Below are 24,775 nucleotides of genomic sequence, written 5' to 3' on the forward strand. Positions count from 1 at the left end.
GACCGGTCAGGCGGTGATCCAGTCGGAGGTGGCGATCACCGGCTGGACGCCGTCGCGGTGGACGGTGCCCTCGATGAGGCCGTACATGCGGTCCGCCGCGAAGTACACCTCGTTGTCGTTCTTCAGGCCGAAGGGCTCCAGGTCGACCAGGAAGTGGTGCTTGTTCGGCAGGTTGAGCCGGACCTCGTTGACGGACGGCACGTGGTCGAGGACCCGGCAGGCCATCGCGTGCAGGGTCTGCTGGAGCGAGTAGCTGTACGTCTCGGCGAACGCCTCCAGCATGTGGCGGCGGGCCTTCTCGTACGAGCGGTCCCAGTCGTGCTCCGGATCGGCCGCCGCCGTGGCCGAGTTCGCCCAGCGGGCGGTGACCTTGGTGGCCAGGATCCGGTCGTACGCCTCCTGGAGCGTCGTGTACTCGTCCTTGATGAAGCCGTGGAACTCGGAGTTGGTCGAGTTCATCACGGTGAGGTCCTTCAGCCCGGACAGCACCTGGAGGCCGGTGGTCTCGCTGTACGTGACCTGCGCGGTGCGCACCTCCTGGCCCTTGCGGACGAAGGAGTGCTGCTCCTTGCGGGTCGGCACCGGGATCCGCTCCCAGGCGTACTCCTCGACGCGGATCTGCGCCTCGCGGATCACCGACTGGGAGGTCACGAAGTGCTTCGCGAGGAGGATCGCGAACGCCTCGGGGGAGGCGATGCCGTGCTCCTTGGCGAAGGCGTAGACCGTGTTCTTGGTGGTGTCGGTCGGCAGGCAGTTGCCGTTGTCGCCGGTCAGGTGCACCTCGCGGTACTCGCCCCGCAGCGCCACCGACACGTTCAGGTCGCGGATCTCGTGCCAGGCGCCGTCCTCGCCGCCCCTGCGGGCGATCCGGACGATGCGGTTCTCGGCCTTGCCGTACTGGTTCTGGGCCAGAACGTGCTTGCTCATGCAGTTCACTCCTGCGGGTACGCGGATACGGGTATCCCGTACGCCCGGCGTCCAGCGCGCCCGCGTCCCGCGGCCGTGCGCTCCCCGCCGTCCGGCCCGTGAACGGCGGACCGCCCCGGGACTGACTCGCATCCCGGTCCGTAGGTTGTGGCTCGAAGATAAGTGCCTTCCAGGTGGCTGGCAATGGGGGTGCGGCGCGGAGCCCCGCTCCGGCCCGGCGGCTCAGTACGGCAGCACCCGGGTCTCGGCGGCGGGCAGGCCCTTCGCCCACCAGTGGTCGTACCGCGCGTACACCCGCGGATCGCGGTCGGTCAGGAGCCCGCCCAGGGCCGCCGCCTCGGCGGCGAGCCCGGCCCAGTCGGCGGCCGTCAGCGGGTGGAAGGCGGCCGCCTCGATCCCGCCCGCGACCGGCCGCCAGGCCCCGGCCACGTACCCGTCGACGAGCAGGGTGGGCAGCACGTCGCCGTTGACCCGTACGACCTGTCCGCGGTAGGCGGGCGGGACGATCCGGCTCCGGTCCGCGTACGCCAGCAGCGTGCTGTCCCACATCGCCATCAGGCGCGGCGGCGCCGGCGCGTCCCCGTCCGGCCGGTCCGCCCCCGGCAGGTCGTACAGCACCGTGCCGTCCGGGCCCGCCAGGACCTCGGCCGCGCCGTCCCGGACGAGCGCGTCGAGCGCCGCGCGGGCCCGGCCGCGCTGCACCAGGCCGAACTGGGCCAGATCCGCCGCCGACGCGGGCCCGAACCCGGCCAGATAGCGGCGCGCCAGCGTCTCCAGCCCGGCGGCGGCCGCCTCGGGACCGGTCCGCGCCGGCTCGGGTCCCGACGCGACGAAACCGGGGGAGGCCGCGTACTGCCACGGCGGGCCGCCCGGCACGTGCCACAGCGGTGCGTACTGCCGCAGCATCCGCCCCGCCGCCGGGGTGAGGCCCCCGCCGCCCCAGGACTCCTCGGCGCGCGCCCGCAGTTCCTCGCCGGTGCGGGGCCGGGAGGCGTATGCGAGGAGGTCCGGCAGCAGCGAGTCCGCGTCGTCCGGGGTGATCCCGGTGTCGGTGAACCTCCGGTCGCGCAGCCGGCTGCCGCGCAGCGTCGGCTCCACCGCCTCCCGGAACGGCCGGTAGTCGTCGGTGTGGACGAGGTGCAGGGTGATCCGCATCAGCGTCGACCGGACCAGCCGGAACCGCTCGACCGCCGTGTCGAGCCCGGCCGGGTCGAAGTCCGCCACCCGGTTCCACAGCGCCACGTAGGGCGACCCCGGCTGCTGGGCCTGGAGCGCCACCACCCGGCGGACGGCCTCCTCGATCCCCACCGGCTCCCTGGCCAGCAGCAACTGGCGGCTCAGGGTGGCACGGTTGAGGGCGCGGGGCGTGAGGGCGGGCGGCGGGGTCGCGGTCATGGTCCCGATTGTCGCGCGGGGGTCCGACAGCGGGCCGTGTCACGGCGGGACGACGTGCGTGTGGCGAACTGACGGACTGCGCAAGGGCGGGAGGGGACCGTCTTGTCGACGCACACGTCTTCCCAGTAACGTCGATGGCGTGTTATCAGACGCGCATGACTCGGGGCGGCCGGACGGCACGCCGGACGGACTCGGCGAGCGGCTCCGCCGCTGTTCGCCCGTCCGCTCCCTGGAGTTCGGCGACCACCGTCTGACCTACCTGGCCGACGGGTTCGTCCAGCTCGCCCCGCGCGCGTGGTTCCCCGGGACCACCGGGGAGACCTGGGCGCGGCACGCCTCCCACCTGGACGGTGACGGGCATCTGATGGCGTCGGTGGGCGGCCTGCTCGTGGAGCACCGGGGCAGGGCCCTGCTCATCGACACGGGCTACGGGCGGCGGCGGACCGAGACGGCCGAGAGCTATCCCTTCCTCGGTGTCGAGGAGGGCGGCCGGCTGCCCGCGAACCTGGCGGCGTGCGGGGTGAGCGCGGACGCGATCGACACGGTCGCCTTCACGCACCTCCACGAGGACCACGTCGGCTGGGCCTTCACGCCCTCCGCGGACGGGTCCGGACTCCACTTCCCCCGGGCGCGGTACGTCACCTCCCGGTACGAGTGGGCGCACTGGAGCGGTACCTTCCCGGACGCCCTCGGCCGGGCGCTCCGGGGCAGGGCCGTCGGGGTCGTGGACGGCGAGGAGGTCTTCCCCGGCGTCACGGCCTGGGCGACGCCGGGGCACACGGACGGGCACACCTCGTACGTGATCACCTCGGGCGACCGCAGGATGCTCGTCCTCGGCGACGCGCTGCACAGCGCCGTGCAGATCGAGATGCCGGAGTGGCGGGTCCTGGTCGACGCGGGCCGGGACGTCGCGGTGGAGACGCGGCTGCGGATCCTGAAGGAGCTGGCCCGGCCCGACACGGTCGGGTTCGGCGGCCATTTCGCCGATGTCGTCTTCGGACAGGTCGTCACCGACGGCTCCCGGAACCGCTGGGAGCCGCTGGTGACGGCGGGCGACGGACACTGTTGCTGACGCACACGTCACGCTGAGCGCACCGACACCTCCCGTCCCGGCGGGAGCGGAGGCCGCGGGCGTCCTCCGGCAGCACTTCCCGCACCCCGGGAACGATCATGGAAGCACGGTTGTTGGGGTGTTTCGAGGGGTGGGGTGACGAGGTCCCGGGCCGCTTCGCGAGGGGACCGTCCGGCAGGGCCGGACGGTCCGTCGGCATACCCTCCGCACGGCTATGACCTGCGAAGTAACGGGTTGTCGAGGGAGATCGGCGCGTGTAACCGTAAGGCTATGCATTCGTGGAGTGGCTGACACACATCTATATGATGATCAGTCGATCGTCTGTAGGTGTGGGGGCCGCTCGACCTTCCGCCACCACGTGGCGGTCGCGGATCACGCTGAGGGGGAAGCTGGTATGACCGCAGTGAGATGTGGTGTCTGCTCACCACAGGTCACGAACGCAATCATCGCCGATTTCGCCGACCGCCTCCGGGCCGTCGGCAGCGTCCTGGCCCTGGACGAGGACGTCTGGCCGGAATGCGAACAGCAGGCCCGGCACATCGTGGCCGAATTCCAGCGCAGCCTCCACGACGGCTGCGCCGAACTGCCCGCCGAACAACTCGACGCGGAGTTCGCCTCGCTGGAACTCGGCGCCCGGCGCGCCGTCCAGCACATCCCCGCCCGCGAGTCGCTCAGGGCCGCCCGCACCCTGCGGGACACCGTCCTCGACACGCTGCCCTCCCTGCTCGAGGGCCTGCCCCCCGAGGAGGCCCTGCCCCGCGGCCTCGCCGCCGTGAAGGCGCTCGGCCGGGCCATCGACGCACGGGTGTCGGCGGCCGAGATCGGCTACGACGCCTTCCTGATGGCCGGGGACGACCCGCTCGCCGCCGCCCACGGCTCCCGGCTGGCCCGCGAGATCCACGACCGGATCGGCAGCAACCTCGGCCTCGCCCTGCGGTACCTGGAGCTCCACGAGCTGGAGCAGGGCCGCCAGGAGGACGTACCGGACCGGATCGACGCCGCCAAGGCCGCCCTCCTGGACACCTTCGGCTTCGTCCGCGAGCTGGTCAGCGGCCTGCGGGTGCCCAGGACCGGGGCCGGTCTGCGCACCCACCTGATGAACTACGCGGCCGTCTCCCGACCGGCCGGCACCGAGGTGGACATCCAGGTCAGAGGGCCGGTCGACCTGCTGCCGCCGCTCCACCAGGACGAGGTCTTCCTCGTCCTGCGCGAATGCCTGCGCAACAGCTTCGCCCACTCCGGCGCCACCGAGGTGCTCGTCCGGGTCGTCATCGACCCCCACGGCCTGGAGGCCCGGGTCACCGACGACGGCAGGGGGATCGGCGTACCGGCGGCGGCCCTGCTGCGGGGCAACGGCCTGGCGTCCATGCGGGAGCGGATCGCCGCGCTCGGCGGCACCCTGACCCTCTCGGGCCCGGCCGGCCGGGGCACCTCCGTGCGCTTCCACGTCCCGCGCCGCCGCACCGAGGGCGCGCTCGGGATCAGCGCATGAGCGAGGACGCCCCCGGAGTCGTACGGATCCTCGCCGCCGACGACCACACCCTGCTGCGCAGCGCGCTCTGCACGATGCTGGGCAAGGAGCCGGACCTGGAGGTCGTCGGGCAGGCCGTGGACGGCCCGACGACCGTCCGGCTGGCGAGCCGGCTCCAGCCCGATGTCGTCCTGCTGGACCTGGAGATGCCGGGCCCCGGCCCCCAGGCGACCCTGCGGGCCCTGAGGGCCGTGGCTCCCGGCGCCCGGGTCGTCGTGCTCACCATGCACGACGACGGGGACCTGGTGCAGGCGCTGCTCGCCGACGGGGCCGCGGGCTACCTCCACAAGTCGGCCAGCCGGGACATGCTGCTCTCGGCCATCCACAGCACGGTGGCCGGGGGCACCACCGTCTTCACGCCGTGGCGGCCCGCCGTCCCGCCGCGGCCCGCGGACGCCCCGGAACCACCGGTCCTCACCTCCCGCGAGCGCGAAGTGCTCGAATGCGTGGCGGAGGCGATGAGCAACCGTCAGATCGGGCGCCGCCTCGGCATCACCGAGGGGACGGTCAAGCGCCACCTGCGGAACATCTTCGCCAAACTGGAGGCCACCACCCGGCTCGACGCGGTCAACAAGGCGCTCTCCGCCCGCCTCATCGGCCGCTGAGCGGCCCGCCGGGACCACCCGTCAGACCCACCCCGCGGCGACCAGACCCGCGGCGAGCCCGGCGTTGGCCGCGTACTGCGTGACCATGAACGCCCGGTACGGGGCGCGCGGGTGGTCCGGGCGCGGGCGCAGGCAGCGCCACACGACCGCGCCGGCGCCCGCAGCCAGCGGCACCGCGCCCGCCAGCACCACCGGGTCGCCCAGGAGGCCGACGGCGAGACCGGCCGCCCCCAGCACGGGGGCGGCGACCGCCACGAAGTGCCGGGCCGCCCGCTCGCCGCGCACCACGGCGAAGGTGGCCCGCCCCGCAGCGGTGTCGCCGGGGACGTCGCTCAGGTCCTTGGAGACGGCGCCGACCGCGCCCATCCACAGGGCGAGCACCCCGCACAGGACGAGCGGCCCGGTCGCCATGGAGCCGTGCGCGGCGACGGCCCCGGCGAGGTAGGCGACGAGCCCGGCGGCCGTCACCACGACCGCGCCGGACGAGGTTTTGCGCTTCGCGGTGAAGGGGGGCATCGAGTAGGCCCAGCCGAGCACCAGCAGGAGGGCGACCAGCCCGACGAGGCCGGGGACCGAGGCGGCGAGCAGCAGCGAGACCACCGCGCTGCCGGCCACCACGCGCGCGGCCGTGCGGGCCGGGAGGTCGCCGCGCGCGACGGGCCGCCGCGACCCGTTGACCCGGTCCTCGGCGATGTCCATCACGCCGTTGAGCAGGTACGTGGCCAGCACCGCTCCGTACAGCGCCACCGCGCCGACCAGGACGTCCCGGGCCGCCGGGCGTCCGCCGCCGGCGGCCGTGGCGCACAGGGCGCCGAGCGCGAAGCGGGTGAGGAAGACGAGCTGGACGACGGGCCGGGCCTCCGCGACGCAGTGCCGGGCCACGGTGAGCACCCGCCCGGGCAGGGCGGTGGCCGGCGGTGCCGCGGCGGACGGGCCGTGGTGGGGGGTGACGGTCACGGTCTGCTCCAGGGGACAAGGAGGGAGTTCGCCGAGAGGCGCCCCTGTCGTACCGATACAGAGGCGCCTCGGGGTGCCGGTGCCGCGGGCGGACCGGCGGTGGGTCAGCTCGCGGACGGGGCGGCGGACTTGCCGCCGCGCAGCAGCAGGGCGATGACCGCGAGCAGCACCAGGCAGGTCGCGGCGAGCACCCAGAGGACGGTGTGGAAGGAGCCGTCGTAGGCGTCGACCAGGAAGTCGACGAAGCCCTCGCGCTGTGCGGCGGAGACCGCCTCGGCGGGGTCGCTGATGTTGCCGGCGGCCGCGGTGCCGGCCACGGTGGCGGCGTCGCCGGCGCCCGGGAAGGCGGCGATCCCGTCGGTGGTGCGGCCGGTGAGGAGGGTGGCGAGGAGCGAGCCGTAGACGGCGACCGCGATGGCCTCGCTGCCGAGGCGCAGGGTGTTGAGGAAGCCCGCGGCCATGCCGGCCCGCTCCGGGGCGATCAGGCTCAGGGCCTCGCCGTCGACGAGACCGGCGGCGAGGGCGTAGCCGGCACCGGTGATGAGCATCGGCAGGGCGACCAGCGCGAGGTTGACGTCCGGGGAGAAGAGGGAGAGTCCGGCGACGCCGACCACCAGGCAGACCAGACTGACGAAGATGATGGTCATCGCCGGGACGCCCTTGGCCACCAGCTTCGCGGCGATCAGCGGGAAGACCAGCATCGGGAAGGTGAGCAGCACCATGATCAGGCCGGCCGCGCCGCTGGAGTAGCCGCCCGCCGCGGTGAGGTAGCTCGGCAGGTACGTGAGCATGGTGACGAAGGCGAAGGAGCCGGCGACCGGCACCAGGCACAGGGCGAGGAAGCGGCGGTCGGCCACGGCGCCCAGGTCGAGCATCGGGTGGGCGTGCCGCTTCTCGACGGCGGCGAAGGCGACCAGCGCCACGACCGTGCCCGCGAAGAGGCCGAGGACGCCCGGGCTGGCCCAGCCCCACTGCGAGCCCTGGGCGATGCCGGTGGTGAGGAGCAGCATCGCGACGACGAAGAGGGCGGTGCCGGGGACGTCGATGCGGGCGTCCGGGTTGCGCGTCTCGGTGACGCCCTTGCTCATCGCGGGGACGGCGAGCAGGACCAGGCCGAGGACGACGGCGTGCAGGGCGAAGACCCAGCGCCAGCCGGCGGTCTCGATGAGCAGGCCGGAGAGGGAGGGACCGAAGGAGACGCCGAGGCCGGCGACGGTGCCGAAGAGGGCGAAGGCCCGGCCGCGGGCGGGGCCCTCGAAGACGGTGGAGAGCAGGGCCGCGCCGCAGGCGAAGATGGCCGCGCCGCCGATGCCGGCGAGGGCGCGGGCCGCGTCCAGGACGTAGATGTCGGCGGCGAAGACGCTGACGAGCGAGGCGACGGCGTAGAGGGCGGCGCCGATGGTGAAGGCGCGGATGCGGCCGACGATGTCGGCGATCGAGCCCCAGGCGAGGGTCAGGCAGGCGAAGGCGACGTTGAAGGCGTTGACCACCCACTGGAGCGGGACCAGGCTCGCGCCGATGTCGGCTCCGATGGAGGGCAGCGCCACTCCGGTGCCGGAGATCGAGGTGGGGACGACGAAGATCGCCAGCAGCACCGCGGTCAGGATCAGGGTCTGCCGCCGGGGTGCGGCGGTGCCGGGCGATTCGGCCTCTGGCCCGGTGGCGACGGACTCGGTCTGTGTCATTGGAGGAAGCTCCCGTTCCGGCGGCGTACATGAGAGAGGTTCGGAATTTTTCGAACCTAGGTTGGCAGAGGTGGAGGTACGATGCAAGTGAAACCTGACAAGCTTGGCGGCCTCCGGACGAGGGCCGCCCCCGCCGGACGGCGGTCGAGCCGAGCGAAGGAGCCGCAGCGCATGCCCGACGAGGAAGGACACCCGACCCGGAGCGAGATGGACCTGTCGACGGTCCTCAACGCGCTCTCCGACCCCCTCCGGTACGAGGTGATCCAGGTCTTCCTGACGCTCCCGGACGGGACCGAGCGGACCTGCCTCTCCTTCGGCTTCCCGGTCTCTAAGTCGACGCTCAGTCACCACTTCCGGATCCTGCGCGAGTCCGGACTGGTGCAGCAGGTCAACCGCGGCAACAGCCGCAAGGCGCACCTGCGCCGGGAGGACCTGGAGGCCCGCTTCCCCGGTCTGCTCGCCCTGCTGGAGGCCAACCCGCTCGCCCGGCGCGCCGGGACGGACCCGGAGCCCGATCCGGAGGCCGCAGCACCAGCGCGGTGACGAGCAGACCGTCCCGGGCGAGCCACCGGCCGGAGACCACCCGCCCGGGAGCCCGGCGCGGGTCGCCCCGCCCCGGCGCGGCGACCCGCGCGCGGAAGGTGCCGGCCGCCGGGTCCACCGTGATCAGGGCGTCCCCGAAGCCCAGTTCGCCCAGCACCGGCGAACACGCCTTGTAGACGCACTCCTTGGCGCTGAACAGCAGCCGGTCCCAGTTGACCCCGGGCCGTTCGGCCGACAGCCGCGCCACCCAGGCCCGTTCCGCCGCCAGCGCGACCCGCGGCAGCATGCCCGGGTGGCGCAGCGGCTCGTCCGGCTCCGCGTCCACCCCGAGCGACAGGACGTCCCGGGAGCGGGCGACGGCCGCGGCGTAGTAGCCCCGCGTATGCGTCATGCTGCCGGTCAGCCCGGCCGGCCACACGGGCTCCCCGCGCGGTCCCCGCGGCAGGGCCGCGGGGGGCTCGCCGAGCCGGCGCATGCCCCGGCGGGCACAGTCGCGGACCGCGGCGAACCGGGCCCGCCGGGCCGCTCCCATCGCCGCCGCCGCGGCCTCCTCCTCGGGGAAGAGCCGGGGCTCCTCCGGCAGCCGCACGCCGTCGAAGGCCGCGACCGGCGCGGCGAAGAGCTCCCGGATCACGACCGCTCCCCGCTCCCCGCCGGACCCTCCGCGACGGGGAGCCGCGGCGGGGTGCGTACGGGGGAGGGCCGCGGGGCGGGGGAAGTCCGGAGTGCGGGGGAGGCCTCGGGTGCGAGTGCGGGGGAGGCCTCGGGTGCGGGAGAAGGGTCGAGTGCGGGCTCGGGCACGCGAGAAGGGCCGAGTGCGGGGTCGGGCACGGGAGAAAGGTCGGGTACGGGGTCGGGTACGGGAGAAGGGTCGAGTGCGGGGGCGGGTACGGGAGAAGGGCCGAGTGCGGGGTCGGGTACGGAGGCGGGCCGGAGCGCGGGGGCGGGCTCGGGCACCCACTCCGGTACGGGTACCGGCTCCGCCCCGCTGACCAGCCGGTCCCGCAGCCGCAGGACCTCCCGGGACGGCTCCATGCCGAGCTCCCGCCTGAGCAGCGCGCGCAGTTCCTCGTACGCGGCGAGCGCCTCGGCCCGTCGTCCGGACCGGTGCAGCGCGCTGATCAGCCGCGCGTGCCGCCACTCGTCGAACGGATGGAGCGCGACCAGGCCCCGCAGCTCCTCCACGATCTCCCGGTGCCGGCCGCTCCGCATGTCCGCCTCCAGGCGGCGGTCCAGCGCCTGGTCCCGCAGCGCGGTCAGCCCCGCGGCGAGCGGTTCGAGCACCGGCCCCATCCGTACGTCGGAGAGGACCGGGCCGCGCCACAGCGCCAGCGCCTCGCCCAGCACGGCGGCCCCCTCCGCCACCCGCCCCTCGGCGAGCAGCCGGCCGCCGCGCAGGTGCGCCGCCCGGAAGAGACCGGCGTCCACGCCGCCCCCGGGGGCCTCCAGCACATAGCCGTGCGGCCGGCCGGTCAGCCGGGGCCGCAGGGCCTCCTCGACCGGCAGCGAGGCGAACCACTTCCGCAGGTGGTACACGTGCGTCCGGGCGGTCATGACCGCGCTGCCCGGCGGATCGCCCGCCCACAGCTCGCGGACGAGGTCGTCGAGGCTCACCAGCTCGTCCGCCCGGACGGCCAGGAGCGAGAACACCTTGCGCAGCTTCGGCCCGCGGAGGGTGAACTCCCTTTCCCCGACCGACAGCCGCAGCGCGCCGAGAACGCCCAGACGCGTCCCGCCGTCGGCCCCCATCCCCTTCTCCCCCATGCCCCCGAGCCCCCGTCTTCCGTTCCGCGCCCGCTCCGAAGCCGTTTCCGGAGGCGCGTTTCGACGCTAGCCAGCGGGTGGGCCGCGACTCCATGCCTCTACCGCCCAGGAGACATCGGACGTACGTCCAAAGGAGCATGTCCGTGCGGTGCGCCGGTCCGGCCGGGGCACCGCACGGACGGTCCGGGGCGGGCTACCAGCGCACCGGCAGCGAGACCGGCCGGCGCAGCAGCGCGCCCTCGTCCCACGGCAGCGACTCCGGGTCGGCGTCGAGCGTGAGCCCGGGGAACTCGCGGACCAGCCGGATCAGGATCCCGCTGATCTCCAGCCGGGCCAGGGCGGCACCCAGGCAGTGGTGCATGCCGTAGCCGAACTGGAGGTGCCGCTTGCCCTTGCGGTCCGGGTCGATGACGAGCGGGTTCTCGTACACCGACGGGTCGCGGTTGGCCGCGAACGCGTCCGCGTACACGACGTCGCCCGGGAAGATCGTGCCCTCGCTCGTCACCACCTCGCGGTGGGCGACCCGCGGGAAGGTCGACATGGAGCCCAGCGGCACCAGCCGGATCACCTCCTCCACCAGCTGCGGCACCACGTCCGGGTCCTCGACGGCCCGCTGCCACAGCGAGTCGGCGGTCAGCAGCACCAGCGCCGCCTTGGCCAGCACCGAGAGCACGTTCTGGTCGATCGCCACCATGGCGGCGAAGACCAGCCCGACCAGCTCCTTGTCCTCCAGCGGAGGCGTGGCCTCGTCGCGGCCGGCGAGGAAGCCCTCGATCAGCCCGCCGGGGACGACCGGACGCTTCCCGGTCACCAGGTCGGTGACGTAGCCGTACGAGGTGAAGAACTCGTCCATCAGGGCCGGGACGTCGTCGTGCAGGGCCTTCTGGATGGTGGGGGAGTGCGGGCGGAAGTACGCCGCGTCCTCCTCCGGTATGCCGAGGAAACGGCAGGTCACTTCGATCGGGATCGGGTCGAGGACCGCGGTGTACAGGTCGGGACGCTCCTGGGCCCGCAGCTCGGCGAAGCGCCGGGTGACGACCTCGTCGAGGAACGGGGCGAGGCGGGCGACCGCGTTGGCGCTGTAGTCCGCCGTCACGAACCGCCGCATCCGGGAGTGGTCGGGACCGTCCAGGTTGATCAGCATCTCGGGCGGCAGCGGCGTCGGGAAGAACGTCGGCCCGCCCTCGACGTTGGTCTCGGCGCGGCCGAAGGTGGAGTCGGTCAGCACCTTGTGCACGTCGGCGTACCGGGTCAGGTGCACCACGGGGTGCCCGCTCGGCAGCTTCACCTGCGGCAGGCCGCCGGCCGAGCGCTCCGCGACGGGGACGTACGGCGGTTCGGGGTCGAGACGGGGGACGTCGGCGACGGTGACGCCGCTTCCGCGGGCTGCCGCCGCCTCCACCGCTTCCGGTGAGATGGTCATGTTCGGGCTCCTTCGGGCGTCCGGGAGAGGGGGGTCACAGCAGGCCGGACAGGCCGGCCAGGCCCGTCGCGGTCCGCAGGTCGGCCAGCGTGCGCTCGTCGTCGCTGAAGAGGACCGTCCGCCAGCCCTGGGCGCGGGCGGCGGCGAGGTTCTCCTCGACGTCGTCGATCAGGAGGCACTCGGACGGGTCGACGCCGGCGGTCTTCGCGGCGATCTCGTAGATCTCCGCGTCGGGCTTGCGGCAGCCGACGGCGGAGGAGTCGATGAGGACGTCGACCTCGCCGATCGGGGCGATGATCGCCTTCCAGTACGGGCCCCACTCGACGACGTTGTTCGACAGGACGCCGGTGCGGAATCCGTTCTCCTGGAGGTACAGGTAGGCGCGGACCATCACCGGGTTCGCCACGACGCCGTCGAACCACTGCTCGCCGAAGGCCCGGAGCCGGGCCCGGGAGAGGTCGATCCCGGGGTTCTGCGCGGCCAGCACCCGGGCCAGCCGGGTGCCCCACTCGGGCTCGGTGAGCGCGCCGATCTCGACCGGCGCCATGGTGGGCATGCCGAGTTCGTCGGCCACCCCCTTGATCGCGGCCTTGAGCTGGGACGGGGTGATGCCGGTCTTGACCTCGTACGCCTCGTAGATGCGCTCCAGGGGCGGGGAGAGGACGCCGCCGAAGTCGAACCAGATCAGGGAGGGGGAGGGCTGAGCCATGGGAATGCCTTTCGGAGGGGAGGAGGAAGAGGGAGTGCGCGGCCCGCGGTCCCGACCGGCGCGCGGCCGGCACCCGCGGCGCGAGCCCGCGGCCCGCGTGCGAGGCGGGAGGTCAGGCGAGGGAGAACGAGACGGACGCGACCGTCTCCCCGTCCTGCTCCGCCCGCAGCAGCCAGGAGTCCGCGCCGCGCTCCGGCTCGGGCGCGGCCGACAGCCGTACCGGCCGGTCCAGTTCGGCGAAGCGGTCGAAGGAACCGTCCAGGCGCACCACCCGCGCCTGCCCGGGGCCGCCGTCCGAGAGGAGCAGCCCGCACTGCCGGGCCGCCTCGCTGAACACCATCGCCGGGACGTGGTCGTAGGGGTGGTCGTACATGCTGCGGTTGCGGAAGCTGCGGGGGCTCAGGGCGGCCGTCACGGTCCCGTCCGCCACGCGCACGTCGTCGAGGACGGCGTTCACCGGGTCCAGCCGGCCGACCGCGGCGGGCTCGACCGGTTCGCCGGCCGGCTCGGCGGGCAGGCCGAACGCGGTGGGCACCTCGCCGCCCCGCTGCATGTACCGCAGCGAGTGGTACTGCTCCGTCGGCGTGGACCGGACGTCCATGGTGAGCCGGCCGAGCGGACGCCCGTCGAGCGCCAGGTCCATCGCGAACTCCAGCCTCCGCAGCCGCCCGCCGCGCTCGTGCCGCCCGGTGACGTCGCCGGCGATGGCCAGCTCGCCCGGCCGGGTGCCGCACGCCAGCGCCTCCGGGTCGGTGATCTCCAGGGACCAGGCCGTCACCATGAAGGTGGTCGCGGCCGGGACGCCCTGGTGGAGATGGGCGGCGCAGGTCACGGACTGCCGGCACGCCTCCAGCACCAGCAGCACGTCATGGTGGCCGCCGCGCCCCAGGTGATCGCGGAAGTACGCGTGGGAGAGCGGTAGTTGGGCCGCCGCCTCGAAGCGCCGCCCGTCCAGGCCGCGCGAACCGGTCAGGAAGACCTCGGAGAGCGACCAGCGGTGGACCAGACCGCGCGGCACGGTCTGCTCGTAGGTGAGTGCGGGCCGCTCCTCGGCCTCCGCGGCCTCCCCGCCGTGCGGGAGGAGGAGGGAGCTGCTTTCCACGGTGAGTCTCCAGTCGGTCGATCGGTTGCGGGAGGAAGCGGAGGGACGGGCGAGAGGGGCGTACGAGGGGCGCGGTCAGTCGCTTGCGGTGGCGGTGGCGGTGGCGGTGGCGGTGGCGGTGGCGGGGCGGGCGACGACGGCCGCGCCCACCGAGCCGTCCTGGCCGACCGCCGTGAGGACGGCGGCCCGCTCCGGAGCCGGCCCCTCACCGGTGGCGCCGTCCTGCCAGCGGGCGAGGACCGCCGCCAGCTGGAGCGCGGTGGACGCCGCGTACGTCTCGCCCAGGGCGGTGTTGACCCGCAGCAGGCGGCTCGCCGGCAGGGCGCCGAACACCCCGCGCAGCGCGCGTCGTTCGACCGCCGCCCAGCCGCGCCGGGCACCCGCGCCCGGCACCACGAGGAGCCGCTCGTCCCCGGCGCCGATCGGCCCGCTGCGCAGCAGCGCCGTACGGACGCAGTCGGCGAGTCGCCGCGCCACGCCCTCCGGGCCCTCGGCCACGGGGTCGGCGAAGCCGGTCTCGCAGGCGAGCAGGTGCCCGAGCGGAGTGCCGCCCCCGGTGCCCGCGTCCGCCCCGCGCCGCAGGGCGAACACCGCGCAGCCCTCGCCGAGCGCCGCGCCGGGGCGGAGCGCGCCGGTGCGGTGCCAGGCCCAGGCGCCGGCGGCGGACGCCTCCTCGACGCCGCCCACCAGGAGGTGGTCGGCGTGCCCGTTGACCAGGGCGTTGCGCGCGTACCGCAGGGCGTGCAGGGAGGCGAGCGCACCGCCGGACACCGTCGCGTTCAGCCCCGTGAGGCCGAGGCGGATCGCGGTCCGGCCGGCCGCCGAGTTCATCAGCGTGCCGGGGAACGCGGAGGGGTTGACCAGGTAGGGCCGCTCCTGCACGAACGTGTCGCGGAGGAAGGCCTCCTGCGCGGCGGCGCTGCCGACGTCGGTGCCGAGCACGATGCCGGTCCGCTCCCCGGCGCCGCCGGGAGCCCGCGTCGCGGCGGCGAGACTCGCGGCCATCACCAGCCGGTCGGTACGGGAGAGCCCCCTCAAACCCTTCCGGCCGAGGACGGCCTCCGGGTCGAAGCCGGAGACGGCGCGGACCGGAAGCGGCGGCCACGCGCCGTCCGCGCCCGCCGCCTCCGGGTGCCCGCTCTCCCGGGGGAGCCCGGCGAGCCCGGTGAGCCCCGCGAGGGCGGTGAGGGCGGCGAGGCCGGAGCCCGCCGCGCTGAACACGCCGTGGCCGACGATGTCGAGCGGGACGACCCCGGGAACCGCCGCCGCGGGCGCCGCGTCGATCACCGGTTCGGGGACTGCGATGGTGGTCATACCCCGGCCTTCCCGAAGAGGACGACGGCGTTGTTGCCGCCGAACGCGAATCCGTGGTTCTGCACGATCCGGGGGCTCGCGTCCCGGCCGACGCCGGGGACGACGTCCACCTCGCCGAGCTCCGGATCGACCGCCCGCAGCGTCGCGCTCGGCGGCAGGAACCCCTCGTGCAGCGCCGCGCAGGACACGAGGGCCCCGAAGGCGGCGGCCGCGCCCATGGTGTGGCCGAGCATCGACTTGATGGAGCTGATCGGCGGCAGGGCGTCGCCGAACACCTCCCGTACGGCGGTGACTTCGGTGATGTCGTTGGCCCGGGTCCCGGTGCCGTGCGCGCAGATGTAGTCCACGTCCGCCGGCGTGATCCCCGCCCGCTCGTGCGCGGCGCGGACACAGGCGGCGATCGTGCCGGCGTGCGGATTGGTCATGTGCCGCGCGTCGCAGGTCATGCCGTGCCCGAGGACCTCGGCGTAGATCCGGGCGCCGCGGGCGACCGCCGCGTCGAGCGGTTCGAGGACCAGCGCGGCACCGCCCTCGGCCGTGACGATCCCGTCGCGGTGCTCGTCGAAGGGGCGCGGGACGGACTCGGCGAGGGCGCCCAGCGCGTGGAAGCCCGCGTGGGTCGCGCGGTTCGACGCGTCGGCGCCGCCGCAGACCGCCAGGTCGGCCTCGCCGGAGCTGATCAGGTCGTAGGCGTAGCCGACCGCGTAGTTGCCCGCGGCGCACGCGGTGCCGAAGGTCAACGCCTCGCCGGTGAGCCCCAGTTCGGCGGCGGCCGCGCCCGCGATGTTCCCCGGCGAGGTGCGGCCGAGGAGCGCGGGGTCCATGGCGCCGGGTCCCCGCTCGACCGACTGGGCGACGGCCCGCTCGACCTCCTGGGACTCGCCGTTGGTCGTGCCGAAGACGCTGACGCCCCGATGGGCTCCCAGGCCGTCCCGGCCGTCGTCCGCCGTGCCGGCCAGCCCGGCGTCCTCCGCTGCGAAGCGGGCGGCGACGGCGGCGAACTGCCCGCTGCGGCCCCAGCGTTCCGGAGCCGTATGCCGCAGATGGACGCCCGGTTCGAAGCCGCGGACCTCGCCAGCCAGGGTGCGCTCGAAGCCCGCCGTGTCGAACTGCTCGGCGGGCCCGATGCCGTGCCGGCCGTACCGGACGGAGTCGATGAGCTCGTGGGCGCCGAGCCCCAGGCTGCTCACGGCGCCGAGACCGGTGACGACGACACGGCGGGAGGAGCCGTACCGGGTGGGCTGACTAGGCACCCACGGCCCCCGCGACATAGAACTTCGCCACGAGCTCGTACGCCTCCGGCAGGGTGTCCAGCTCGGCGAGCTCGTCCTTCGGGATCTTGATGCGCAGGTCGCGCTCGAAGCGGGAGATGATCTCGATCACCAGCAGCGAGTCGGCGTCGAAGTCGTTCACGAAGCTGCTGTCCTCGGCGAGGTCGGAGGCGTCCACCTCCAGCACCTCGGCCACGATCCCCCGGATGTCCGCCCGCAGGTCCTCGGGAAGCTGAGTGCCGGCCATGTCTTTCCCCTTCGAACTGGTCGCACCGGCCGGGCCGTCCCCTTCGGGATTCCCGGCGCCGCCGCAATTCCGGCGGTCCCGCAATTCGGGTGTCCGGTGCTTCGGTTTTCTTCTGCAGTTCGGAATGAAAGTCGCGCGCTGTCTTTCGGGCAAGGTTTCGATAGTGGTACCCGGCCGTGTGTCGAAGGAGGTACGACCCCGTCCCACCTGCGAAGAGGTCGATCGGAGAGGGGTGTTTCCGCATAACTTCCACGCTGCTTCTATCGCGGCTCGGCATACTCCACCACCGAATCCCTCAGGAAAGGCGGGACGGAGATGAAGCTGGCGGAACCGGTCGGTATTTCGGCCGCGGCCCTGTGGCTCCCGCACGGCCGGGACCGCGTCGAGGACGCCGTCGCGGAAGGCCGGCTGACCCCGCGGCACGCGCGGGACCTCGGGCACGAGGACGTCCCCGCGGCCGTCGACGAGTCGGCCCCCGACATGGCCGTCTCCGCCGCGTCCGAGGTGCTGGCGGCCGCCGGGATCGAGCCCAAGGAACTCGACCTGACCTTTCACGCGAGCATGTACTACCAGGGCCACGACCTGTGGTCCCCCGCCCACTACGTCGCCCACCGCCTCGGCGCCGAACGGGCCCTGCCCATCGGCATCCAGCAGGTGTGCAACGGCGGCAGCAGCGCGGTGCAGCTCGCCTCGGCCTATCTGACCGCGGCCCGCGCCACCGGCTCCCCCCGCTCGCGGCGGGCCCTCGTCACCACCGCCGACCGCTTCGTCGCCCCCGGCTTCGACCGCTGGGCCAGCGACTACGGCGTGGCGTACGGCGACGGCGGCACGGCCGTCGTGCTGACCGCGCCCGCCGGGGAGGACGACCCGCTCCTGCTCCTGTCGGTGGCCAGCACGGCCTCGGCCGAACTGGAGGAGATGCACCGGGGCGCCGACCCCTTCGCCCCCGTGCCGCGCGGCGTCCGGGACCGGGTCGACATGCGCGTCACGAAGCGCGCGTACCTGCGGGAGCACGGCAACGAGGGGTTCGTCGCCGCCAACCTGCGCGGCATCCGCACCGTCGTCGGCGAGGCCCTGCTCGACGCCGGCATGCACCCGTACGACCTCCGGCTGCGCTACGCGGTCCTGCCCCGCTTCGGCCGCAAGACGCTCCGCGACTCCTGGCGGGCCGTACTCGCCGAGCACACCTCCGCCGAACCGCTGGAATACGGCCGCACCACCGGCCACCTCGGCGCGGGCGACGCCGTCGCGGGCCTCGCCGACCTCCTGCGCGAGCGGGCGCTCGCCCCGGGGGAGGCGGCGCTCGTCTTCAGCGCGGGCGCCGGCTTCACCTGGTCCTGCCTGGTCGTCCAGGCCCCCGACCGCTGAGCCGCCCGCGCGTCCGACTGCTGAACCGCTCCCGACCGCTGAACCGCCCGCGCCGGCTGAAGCGCCCGCGTCGGCTGAACCGCCCGCGCCGGCCCCGGGCGAAGAACCACCTCATCGCACGTACCAGGAAAGGACGGCGGAACAGCCGTGTCACGATCAGTCTTCATCACCGGAGCCAACCGGGGCATCGGACTCGCGGTCGCCCGCATGATGGCCGAGGACGGCGACCGGGTCGCCGTCGGCCACCGCGGCGGCGCCGTCCCCGACGGCCTGCTCGGGGTGCGCTGCGAGGTCACCGACCAGCGGTCCGTCGAGGAGGCCTTCGAGACGGTCGCCCGCGAGCAGGGCCCCGTCGAGGTGCTCGTCGCCAACGCCGGCATCACCCGTGACACCCTGCTGCTGCGCATGGACGACGACACCTTCGACGAGGTGCTCGACACCAACCTGCGGGGGGTGTTCCGCACGGTACGGGCGGCGGCCTCGGTCATGCTGGCCGAGCGGCGCGGCCGGATCGTGCTCCTCTCCTCCGCGCTCGGCTTCCTCGGCTCCCCCGGCCAGACCAACTACGCGGCCACCAAGACCGCCCTGCTCGGCTTCGCCCGCTCGCTGGCCTGGGAGCTCGGCCCCCGGGGGATCACGGTCAACCTCGTCGCGCCCGGCATCATCGAGACGGACATGACGAAGGACCTCAGCGACCGGCGGATGCGGGACACGATGCGGATGACCCCCGTCGGCCGTCCCGGCACCGACCGCGAGGTCGCCGCGGCGGTCCGCTTCCTCGCCTCCGAGGACGCCGGCTACATCACCGGGGCGGTGCTCCCGGTGGGCGGCGGCATCGGCATGGGCATCTGACCCGCGCCCGTACGGCCCCTCCGCTCCCCCGCTGCATCCGCTTTCTCCGTTTATCGCGCTCCCGATCCTCCCGATCCCCTCGAACTCCCGGTCCGGGTGGCCGTATCGGGGCCCGGCACCCGCCGTGCCCCGAGTCGGTGCCCACCCGCGCCCCCGGACCGGGCATCACTTCCCGCCCCGGCGGTGCCGCGGGCGTGGAGCACCGGGCCTCGCGGACGGTCGGCCGTCACTCCTCGCCCCGGCGCTCTCGCGGGCGCGGCCAGGCGGACGTCCGGAGGAGGCGGAGGCCGTTGAGGCCGACGAGGACGGTGGAGCCCTCGTGTCCGGCGACGCCGAGGGGGAGCGGCAGGGTGCCGGCGAGGTCCCAGACGACCAGCACGGTGATGAAGGCGCCCGCGATCAGCAGGTTCTGCACGACCAGCCGGTGGGCGGCCCGGGAGAGGGCGACGACGGCCGGGACGGCGGCGAGTTCGTCGCGTACGACGATCGCGTCGGCGGTCTCCAGGGCGAGGTCGGAACCGGCCCGGCCCATCGCGATCCCGCAGTGCGCGGCGGCCAGTGCCGGCGCGTCGTTGACGCCGTCGCCGACGACCAGCACCCGCCGCCCCTCCGCCTCCCAGGCCCGTACCGCGGCCACCTTCCCCGCGGGCAGCAGACCGGCCCGTACGTCGGTGATGCCGACCCGCTCGGCCACGTGCCGCGCGGCGCGCTCGTTGTCGCCGGTCAGCAGGGTCGGGGCGCGGCCGGTCAGCCGGGTCAGCGCGGCGACGGTCGCGGCGGCGTCGGGGCGGAGCCGGTCGGCGAGGCCGAGGACGCCGACCGGCTCGCCGTCGCGCAGCACCGCCACGGCCGTCCGCCCCGACGCCTCCAGCTCCCCCACCAGCTCGCCCTGACCGCCGGGCGGCAGCAGCCGCGCGGGGGAGCCGACCTCGACGACCCGGCCCTCGACGGTGGCGGTGACGCCCCGCCCGGGGGTGGCGGTGAAGGCGTCGGCGGCGGCCAGGGCGAGACCGCGCTCCCGGGCCGCGCCGACGACGGCCCGGGCCAGCGGATGCTCGCCGGCGTGCTCGGCCGAGGCGGCGAGCCGCAGCAGGGCGTCGGCGTCGAGACCGCTGCCGGGCAGCGGGAGGACGTCGGTGAGGCGCGGGGTGCCCTCGGTGAGGGTGCCCGTCTTGTCGAGGGCGACGGCGTCGACCTGCCCGAGGCGCTCCATGACCACGGCGGACTTGGCGAGGACACCGTGCCGGCCGGCGTTGGCGATGGCGGCGAGCAGCGGCGGCATGGTGGACAGGACCACCGCGCAGGGCGAGGCCACGATCATGAAGGTCATCGCGCGCAGCAGCGCGGACGCCAGGTCGTCGCCGAAGGCGAGGGGGACGCCGAAGACGGCGAGGGTCGCGAGGACCATGGAGACCGAGTACCGCTGCTCCACCTTCTCGATGAACAACTGGGTCGGGGCCTTGGTGCGCGACGCCTCCTCCACCATCCGGACGATCCGGGCGATCACGGAGTCGGAGGGGTCGCGCCCGACCCGTACGCGCAGGGCGCCGGTGCCGTTGACGGTCCCGGCGAACACCTCGTCGCCCGCCTCCTTGACCACCGGCAGCGACTCCCCGGTGATCGTGGCCTGATCGACCTCACTGGCTCCGCCGACGACCCGCCCGTCCGCGCCGATCCGCTCCCCGGGCCGCACCAGGACGGTGTCCCCGACCGCGAGGCGCTCCGCGTCCACGGTCTGCTCCGCGCCGTCGGGGAGCAGCCGGGTGGCGGTGGCGGGCGCGAGGTCGAGCAGTCCGCGCACCGAGTCGGCGGTACGCGCGGTCGCGACCGCCTCCAGGGCGCCGGAGGTCGCGAAGATGACGATGAGCAGCGCGCCGTCGAGGAACTGGCCGAGCGCGGCGGCGCCGAGCGCGGCGACGACCATCAGCAGGTCCACGTCGAGGGTCCGCTCCCGGAGCGCCTTCAGCCCCTCCCGACCGGGCTCCCACCCGCCGGTGGCGTAGGCGGCGGCGAAGAGCGCCCCCCACAGCCAGGCGGGACCGCCGAGCAGGTACGGGGGGAGGGCGAGGAGGAACAGCCCGAGCGAGGCGAGCGCCCACCGCACCTCGGGCAGGGCGAGGGCGCGGGTGCGGGTGCGGGTCCCGGTGCGGGTGCGGGTGCGGGTGCGGATGTGGGGTGGGAGCGGGGGAGCGGGGGCGGCAGGCCGTCCGCCTCGCGCGCGCCCCTCGGCCGACTGGCGCTGTTCCTGCTGGTCCGCCGGTTCGTGCTGGTCGCGCTGGTTGCTCTGGTCGCTCTGGTCCAGGGATGAAGGCATGGCGGGGCGACCCTTCGCGGGCGGACGGCATCGACCCCGTCACCATACCGGAACACCTGAACAGCTATTCATGTGTCATCCGTATGATGGCCCCATGGGCCACGGAACCGACGCCGCCACGGGCGCCACCCCGCGCGAGCGACTCGACGCCGTCGGCACCGCCGACGTCGCCGCCACCCTCCAGGCCCTCGCCACTCCCTCGCGCCTGTACATCCTCGCCAGGCTCCAGGAAGGGCCCTGCGCGGTCGGCGACCTCGCCGAGGCCGTCGGCATGGAACCCTCCGCCTGCTCCCACCAGTTGCGCCTGCTCCGCAACCTCGGCCTGGTCACCGGCGAGCGCCACGGCCGCTCGATCGTCTACGCCCTGTACGACAACCATGTCGCCGAACTCCTCGACCAGGCGCTCTACCACGTGGAGCACCTCCGCCTCGGCGTCCGCGACACGGCGACGGAGCGCGGCGCGGCGCACTGAGGCGGGCGTCGGGGGACGGCCGGACGATGGCGGGAGCGGTCGTACGGAGATGAGGGCGGCCGTACGGAGATGAGGGCGGTCGTACGGCGGCGACGGTGACCCGACGACGGCGACGGTGACCCGGCGACGCGGCAGCGACCGGAGGGGGCGGCGGCGGAGGTCGCGCGGGCCGGGCGGCGCGCCGAAAGGGCCGACGCGCTCTCCCGTACCAAGAATGGGGTGAACCGTACGGAATCACCCCCGGGAGACGCCCGCCGATGAGCACGACGACGTCCGCACCCCCCGTCCGGATCGGCGCCCTCGCCCCGCTGACCCGCCCCGGCTGGACGGAGGCCGGCCGGCATCTGCTCGCCGGTCTCGAACTGGCCGTGGCGGAGGCCAACGCGGCCGGCGGCGTCGACGGCAGGCCGCTCGACCTCGTGGTCCGGGACACCGCCGCCGATCCGCGCAGGGCCGAGACCGCCGTGGACGAACTCGCCGGGCTCGGCGTAGCCGCCCTGGCCGGCGAGTACCACAGCGTCTCCGCCCGCGCGGCGGCCGCCCGTGCCGACGCGCTCGGCCTGCCTTTCCTCTGCTCCTCGGCGGTGCTGGACGCGCTCACCGAGCGGCCGACGGACCGGGTCGCGCGGCTGGCCCCGGCACAGTCCCACGGCTGGCGCGTCTACGCCGACTTCCTCCTCGCCGCGGGCCACACCCGCGTCGCGGTCGCCGCCGAACCGAGCGTCTACTGGGCGGCGGGCACCCGCATCCTGCGCGACCACCTGGCCCCGCGAGGCGGCACGGTCACGACGCTCGACGCGAGCGCCCCGAACCACGGAACGCTCTGCGACGCGCTGGCCGCCGACGGTGCGACGGCCCTGCTCCTCCTGTCGGGCTTCCCGGACCCGGCGGTCCCCATCGTCCGGGCGGTCCGCGGGGACTCCCGCCTCGCGGGTCTCCTCATCGGCGCGCCGGCCGGGCAGCCGGAGTTCGCCGCGTGGGAGACGCTCCTGGGCGGCGACGGCACCGCGATCCCGTTCCTCCGCTACCTCCCCGAGCGTCCGACGCCCCTGGGGGCCCGGGTGGAGACGGCCCTCCGCGCCCGCCTCGGCGCCGCCCCCTCCTTCGTGGCCTTCGAGGGCTACGACACGATCGCGGTCCTCGCCGAGACCCTCCGCGCCCACGGCACCGACCGCGAGGCGATCGCCGGCTCCTGGCCCCGCGTCTCCGTGGAGGGGACCCGCGGCACCATCCGCTTCACCCGCCCGGCCGACGGCCCGGTCCGCCAGTGGGCCTGGTCCCCGGTCCAGGTGGCCGACCGCGACCCGGCCGCGCCCACCCGCTTCCGCACCCTGCACACGACCCCGGGCTGACGACCGCCGATCGGTGAGGTCGGGGACGGGGGCTTCGAGGACGGGGAGGTCGGAGATGGGGGAGCCGTCAGGCGCCGGCCGCCTCTCCGGTCACCTCGATGATCCGCGAGATCCACTTCCGCGTCTGATGCCACCGGTTGCAGTACCGGCGCGAACGCCACCACGACCGCCGAACCACCGGCCGCTTGCACCACTTGCACGTCTTCACACGCCCCTGAGCCCCCATGCCCGCGACTCTAACCCGCCCACCCGCACCGCCCACCCGCACCGCCCCGCATCGCTCCCGGCCTGCACCGCCCCAGCGGCCCGCACCGTCCCCGGCCCCCACCGTCCCCCGCCCCACCAGCCCACCAGCCCACCAGTCCGCACCGCCCCCCGCCCGGGACCGGTGCGGCCCGTCGCCGTCGCCCTCCGCGTGCGCGCGGAGTCTCAGCGGAAGTCCGGCGCGTGGTCCACCGCCCACTCCCGGAAGGACCGCGCCGGGGTGCCTGTGATGCGCTCCACCTCGTCGTTGACCGGTTCCGGAGCGTCGAGCATCCCCGCCTGGGCCGGCAGCACGGCCTCCACCAGCTCCGCCGGGTAGCCCGCGGCCCGCATCTGCTCGGCGGCCTCGTCCAGCGTGATCTCCTCGAACCGCACCGGCCGCCCGATCGCCTCGCCGATCAGGGCCACCTGCCGTTCCTGGGTGACCAGTTCGGGACCGGTGAGCACGGGGCGGGCGCCGAGCAGGGTGTCGGTCGTCAGTGCCCGGACGGCGACCGCCGCCATGTCCGCCTCGTGGATCAGCGGACGCGCCAGCGCCGCCAGCGGGGCCCGTACCGCACCGGTGGCGCGGACCTCGTCCGCCCAGCCCAGCGTGTTGCCCGCGAAGCCGGTGGGCCGCAGCGCCGTCCACTCCAGGCCCGACGCCTCGATCAGCCGCTCCAGCTCCGAGTGGAACAGGGTGATGGCCTCGCCGGGCTCGACCTCCCCGCTCCCGACCCCGGCGGAGGACAGGTACACCACCCGTCGGGCGTGCTTCCCGATCTCCCCGACCACGTCCGACGCGCCCTCGGCGCTCAGGAAGGGCCAGACGAGGAAGACCGCGTCGATGCCCTCCAGGGCGGCGCCCAGCGATCCGGGATCACCGAGATCGCCACGCACCGCCTGCACCCCCTCCGGGAGGTCGGCCTCCCCCCGCACCAGCGCCCGCACGGGCACGCCCGCCGCGTGCAGCAGGCCCACCACCGCGCCGCCGACCTTCCCGGTCGCGCCGGTCACCAGGATCCTGGGCTGTGTCATCGAAATCCCCTCGCCTCGCCGTCCGATGACCCGACTCTCATACATCGACCAAGGTTGAGGTCAAGGCCCCCTCGAAACGAACGACCCAAGCCACTCCGCCCCCGATCGGCGAACTTCCCCGACCAGCAAAAAGACCCTCCCGAAGGAGGGTCTTCCGTCACGCGCCCCCGGCAGGACTCGAACCTGCGGCCAAGTGCTTAGAAGAGACTGAGCCGCAGCAGCGGTCCTAGGTGGCTGACCAGTCACTTCGGTCTTCCCCGATGCGCTGAGAGCCTTCCCCACGCAGCCACCGGAGGGTCGGATTCCGGACGCTGTCAGATCATGCTCCATCTACGTCCTGGAATATGGCAGCTCAAGCGACTCATCGCGTCTCAGTACAGGTTCTCCCAGTCTGCTGATGCAGCGACCCTCTTCAGTATTGCACCAGGGTGTGATCGCCTCTTCCCGGTTGATCTAGTCGCTGAGTTGCGGAACAGCCAGCTCTGACGGGTTTAGCCGTCATTCAATCGCAGGCGTCCCGAAGAAGCGCGCCGAGCGTTCCTCGACAACTCGGCATAGAAGCCGATAGCTCGGAAAATCAATTCTGGGCAA

21 protein-coding genes and 1 pseudogene are annotated in these 24,775 nt (G+C 74.3%); 8 read left to right on the forward strand and 14 right to left on the reverse strand.

What is annotated here, in order from left to right; genetic code table 11:
- Window positions 1–6 precede the first annotated feature (6 nt).
- Window positions 7–927 carry a factor-independent urate hydroxylase gene (gene pucL, locus ACF1BN_RS05060; RefSeq protein ID WP_392330185.1) on the reverse strand — a complete coding sequence of 307 codons (921 nt, stop codon included), beginning with the start codon at window positions 925–927 and terminating at the stop codon, window positions 7–9.
- 222 nt (window positions 928–1,149) lie between these two features.
- Window positions 1,150–2,322: a winged helix DNA-binding domain-containing protein gene (locus ACF1BN_RS05065; RefSeq protein ID WP_392330186.1), complete on the reverse strand. Its 1,173-nt coding sequence runs from the start codon at window positions 2,320–2,322 to the stop codon at window positions 1,150–1,152.
- Between the two features lie 139 nt (window positions 2,323–2,461).
- On the opposite strand from ACF1BN_RS05065, the gene ACF1BN_RS05070 reads away from it, so the two are divergent.
- From ACF1BN_RS05070 to ACF1BN_RS05080, 3 genes are all read left to right on the forward strand, one after another.
- A complete protein-coding gene (locus ACF1BN_RS05070) occupies window positions 2,462–3,394 on the forward strand; it encodes an MBL fold metallo-hydrolase (protein WP_392330187.1) in 933 nt (310 codons plus the stop codon).
- 394 nt (window positions 3,395–3,788) lie between these two features.
- Window positions 3,789–4,886, forward strand: coding sequence for a sensor histidine kinase (locus ACF1BN_RS05075; protein WP_392330188.1), 1,098 nt, complete (start codon window positions 3,789–3,791; stop codon window positions 4,884–4,886).
- Window positions 4,883–5,530: a response regulator gene (locus ACF1BN_RS05080; protein ID WP_392330189.1), complete on the forward strand. Its 648-nt coding sequence runs from the start codon at window positions 4,883–4,885 to the stop codon at window positions 5,528–5,530. The genes ACF1BN_RS05075 and ACF1BN_RS05080 overlap by 4 nt, the downstream gene beginning before the upstream one ends.
- A gap of 21 nt (window positions 5,531–5,551) precedes the next feature.
- Here ACF1BN_RS05080 and ACF1BN_RS05085 read toward each other — a convergent pair whose 3' ends face one another.
- Window positions 5,552–6,487 (reverse strand): UbiA family prenyltransferase, encoded by a 936-nt coding sequence (locus tag ACF1BN_RS05085; protein WP_392330190.1) that lies wholly within the window; start codon window positions 6,485–6,487, stop codon window positions 5,552–5,554.
- 104 nt (window positions 6,488–6,591) lie between these two features.
- Window positions 6,592–8,172, reverse strand: a complete 1,581-nt coding sequence (locus ACF1BN_RS05090; RefSeq protein ID WP_392330191.1) for an MFS transporter — start codon at window positions 8,170–8,172, stop codon at window positions 6,592–6,594.
- A gap of 171 nt (window positions 8,173–8,343) precedes the next feature.
- Between ACF1BN_RS05090 and ACF1BN_RS05095 the strand changes: the two genes are divergently transcribed.
- Window positions 8,344–8,715: an ArsR/SmtB family transcription factor gene (locus ACF1BN_RS05095; RefSeq protein ID WP_392330192.1), complete on the forward strand. Its 372-nt coding sequence runs from the start codon at window positions 8,344–8,346 to the stop codon at window positions 8,713–8,715.
- Window positions 8,716–8,839: 124 nt separating this feature from the next.
- On the opposite strand, the pseudogene ACF1BN_RS05100 reads toward ACF1BN_RS05095, so the two are convergent.
- From ACF1BN_RS05100 to ACF1BN_RS05135, 8 genes and pseudogenes are all read right to left on the reverse strand, one after another.
- Window positions 8,840–9,349: pseudogene (locus ACF1BN_RS05100) on the reverse strand (4'-phosphopantetheinyl transferase); the annotation flags it as partial.
- A complete protein-coding gene (locus ACF1BN_RS05105) occupies window positions 9,346–10,464 on the reverse strand; it encodes a BTAD domain-containing putative transcriptional regulator (protein ID WP_392330193.1) in 1,119 nt (372 codons plus the stop codon). The gene ACF1BN_RS05105 and the pseudogene ACF1BN_RS05100, both read right to left, overlap by 4 nt.
- Window positions 10,465–10,672: 208 nt before the next feature.
- Window positions 10,673–11,902 carry a cytochrome P450 gene (locus ACF1BN_RS05110; RefSeq protein ID WP_392330194.1) on the reverse strand — a complete coding sequence of 410 codons (1,230 nt, stop codon included), beginning with the start codon at window positions 11,900–11,902 and terminating at the stop codon, window positions 10,673–10,675.
- A 34-nt stretch (window positions 11,903–11,936) separates the two neighbouring features.
- Entirely contained in the window at window positions 11,937–12,611 is a 675-nt protein-coding gene (locus ACF1BN_RS05115; RefSeq protein WP_392330195.1) for an HAD family hydrolase, read from the reverse strand.
- Window positions 12,612–12,723: 112 nt separating this feature from the next.
- Complete coding sequence (locus tag ACF1BN_RS05120; protein ID WP_392330196.1) at window positions 12,724–13,713, reverse strand: ScbA/BarX family gamma-butyrolactone biosynthesis protein; 990 nt, start codon at window positions 13,711–13,713, stop codon at window positions 12,724–12,726.
- Window positions 13,714–13,788: 75 nt separating this feature from the next.
- The gene (locus ACF1BN_RS05125; protein ID WP_392330197.1) at window positions 13,789–15,027 is read right to left on the reverse strand and encodes a beta-ketoacyl synthase N-terminal-like domain-containing protein; all 1,239 of its coding nucleotides are present in this window, start codon (window positions 15,025–15,027) and stop codon (window positions 13,789–13,791) included.
- Complete coding sequence (locus ACF1BN_RS05130; RefSeq protein ID WP_392330198.1) at window positions 15,024–16,280, reverse strand: beta-ketoacyl-[acyl-carrier-protein] synthase family protein; 1,257 nt, start codon at window positions 16,278–16,280, stop codon at window positions 15,024–15,026. The genes ACF1BN_RS05125 and ACF1BN_RS05130 overlap by 4 nt, the downstream gene beginning before the upstream one ends.
- Window positions 16,273–16,545 (reverse strand): acyl carrier protein, encoded by a 273-nt coding sequence (locus ACF1BN_RS05135; RefSeq protein WP_392330199.1) that lies wholly within the window; start codon window positions 16,543–16,545, stop codon window positions 16,273–16,275. The genes ACF1BN_RS05130 and ACF1BN_RS05135 overlap by 8 nt, the downstream gene beginning before the upstream one ends.
- Window positions 16,546–16,860: 315 nt before the next feature.
- Between ACF1BN_RS05135 and ACF1BN_RS05140 the strand changes: the two genes are divergently transcribed.
- Both ACF1BN_RS05140 and ACF1BN_RS05145 read left to right on the forward strand, forming a co-directional pair.
- Window positions 16,861–17,913, forward strand: coding sequence for a ketoacyl-ACP synthase III family protein (locus ACF1BN_RS05140; protein WP_392330200.1), 1,053 nt, complete (start codon window positions 16,861–16,863; stop codon window positions 17,911–17,913).
- A gap of 147 nt (window positions 17,914–18,060) precedes the next feature.
- Window positions 18,061–18,765 carry an SDR family oxidoreductase gene (locus ACF1BN_RS05145; RefSeq protein ID WP_392330201.1) on the forward strand — a complete coding sequence of 235 codons (705 nt, stop codon included), beginning with the start codon at window positions 18,061–18,063 and terminating at the stop codon, window positions 18,763–18,765.
- 226 nt (window positions 18,766–18,991) lie between these two features.
- Here ACF1BN_RS05145 and ACF1BN_RS05150 read toward each other — a convergent pair whose 3' ends face one another.
- Window positions 18,992–21,079, reverse strand: coding sequence for a heavy metal translocating P-type ATPase (locus ACF1BN_RS05150; RefSeq protein WP_392330202.1), 2,088 nt, complete (start codon window positions 21,077–21,079; stop codon window positions 18,992–18,994).
- Window positions 21,080–21,173: 94 nt separating this feature from the next.
- On the opposite strand from ACF1BN_RS05150, the gene ACF1BN_RS05155 reads away from it, so the two are divergent.
- Together ACF1BN_RS05155 and ACF1BN_RS05160 are read left to right on the forward strand one after the other, a co-directional pair.
- Complete coding sequence (locus tag ACF1BN_RS05155) at window positions 21,174–21,551, forward strand: ArsR/SmtB family transcription factor (protein ID WP_392330203.1); 378 nt, start codon at window positions 21,174–21,176, stop codon at window positions 21,549–21,551.
- Between the two features lie 257 nt (window positions 21,552–21,808).
- Window positions 21,809–22,903 (forward strand): ABC transporter substrate-binding protein, encoded by a 1,095-nt coding sequence (locus tag ACF1BN_RS05160; protein ID WP_392330204.1) that lies wholly within the window; start codon window positions 21,809–21,811, stop codon window positions 22,901–22,903.
- A gap of 429 nt (window positions 22,904–23,332) precedes the next feature.
- On the opposite strand, the gene ACF1BN_RS05165 is transcribed toward ACF1BN_RS05160, so the two are convergent.
- On the reverse strand, window positions 23,333–24,184 hold the full coding sequence (locus ACF1BN_RS05165; protein WP_392330205.1) for an NAD(P)H-binding protein: 852 nt from the start codon (window positions 24,182–24,184) through the stop codon (window positions 23,333–23,335).
- Window positions 24,185–24,775 lie beyond the last annotated feature (591 nt).

The sequence above is a fragment of the Streptomyces sp. NPDC014861 genome, from assembly GCF_043081625.1.
In the GTDB taxonomy this organism is placed as follows: Bacteria; Actinomycetota; Actinomycetes; order Streptomycetales; family Streptomycetaceae; genus Streptomyces.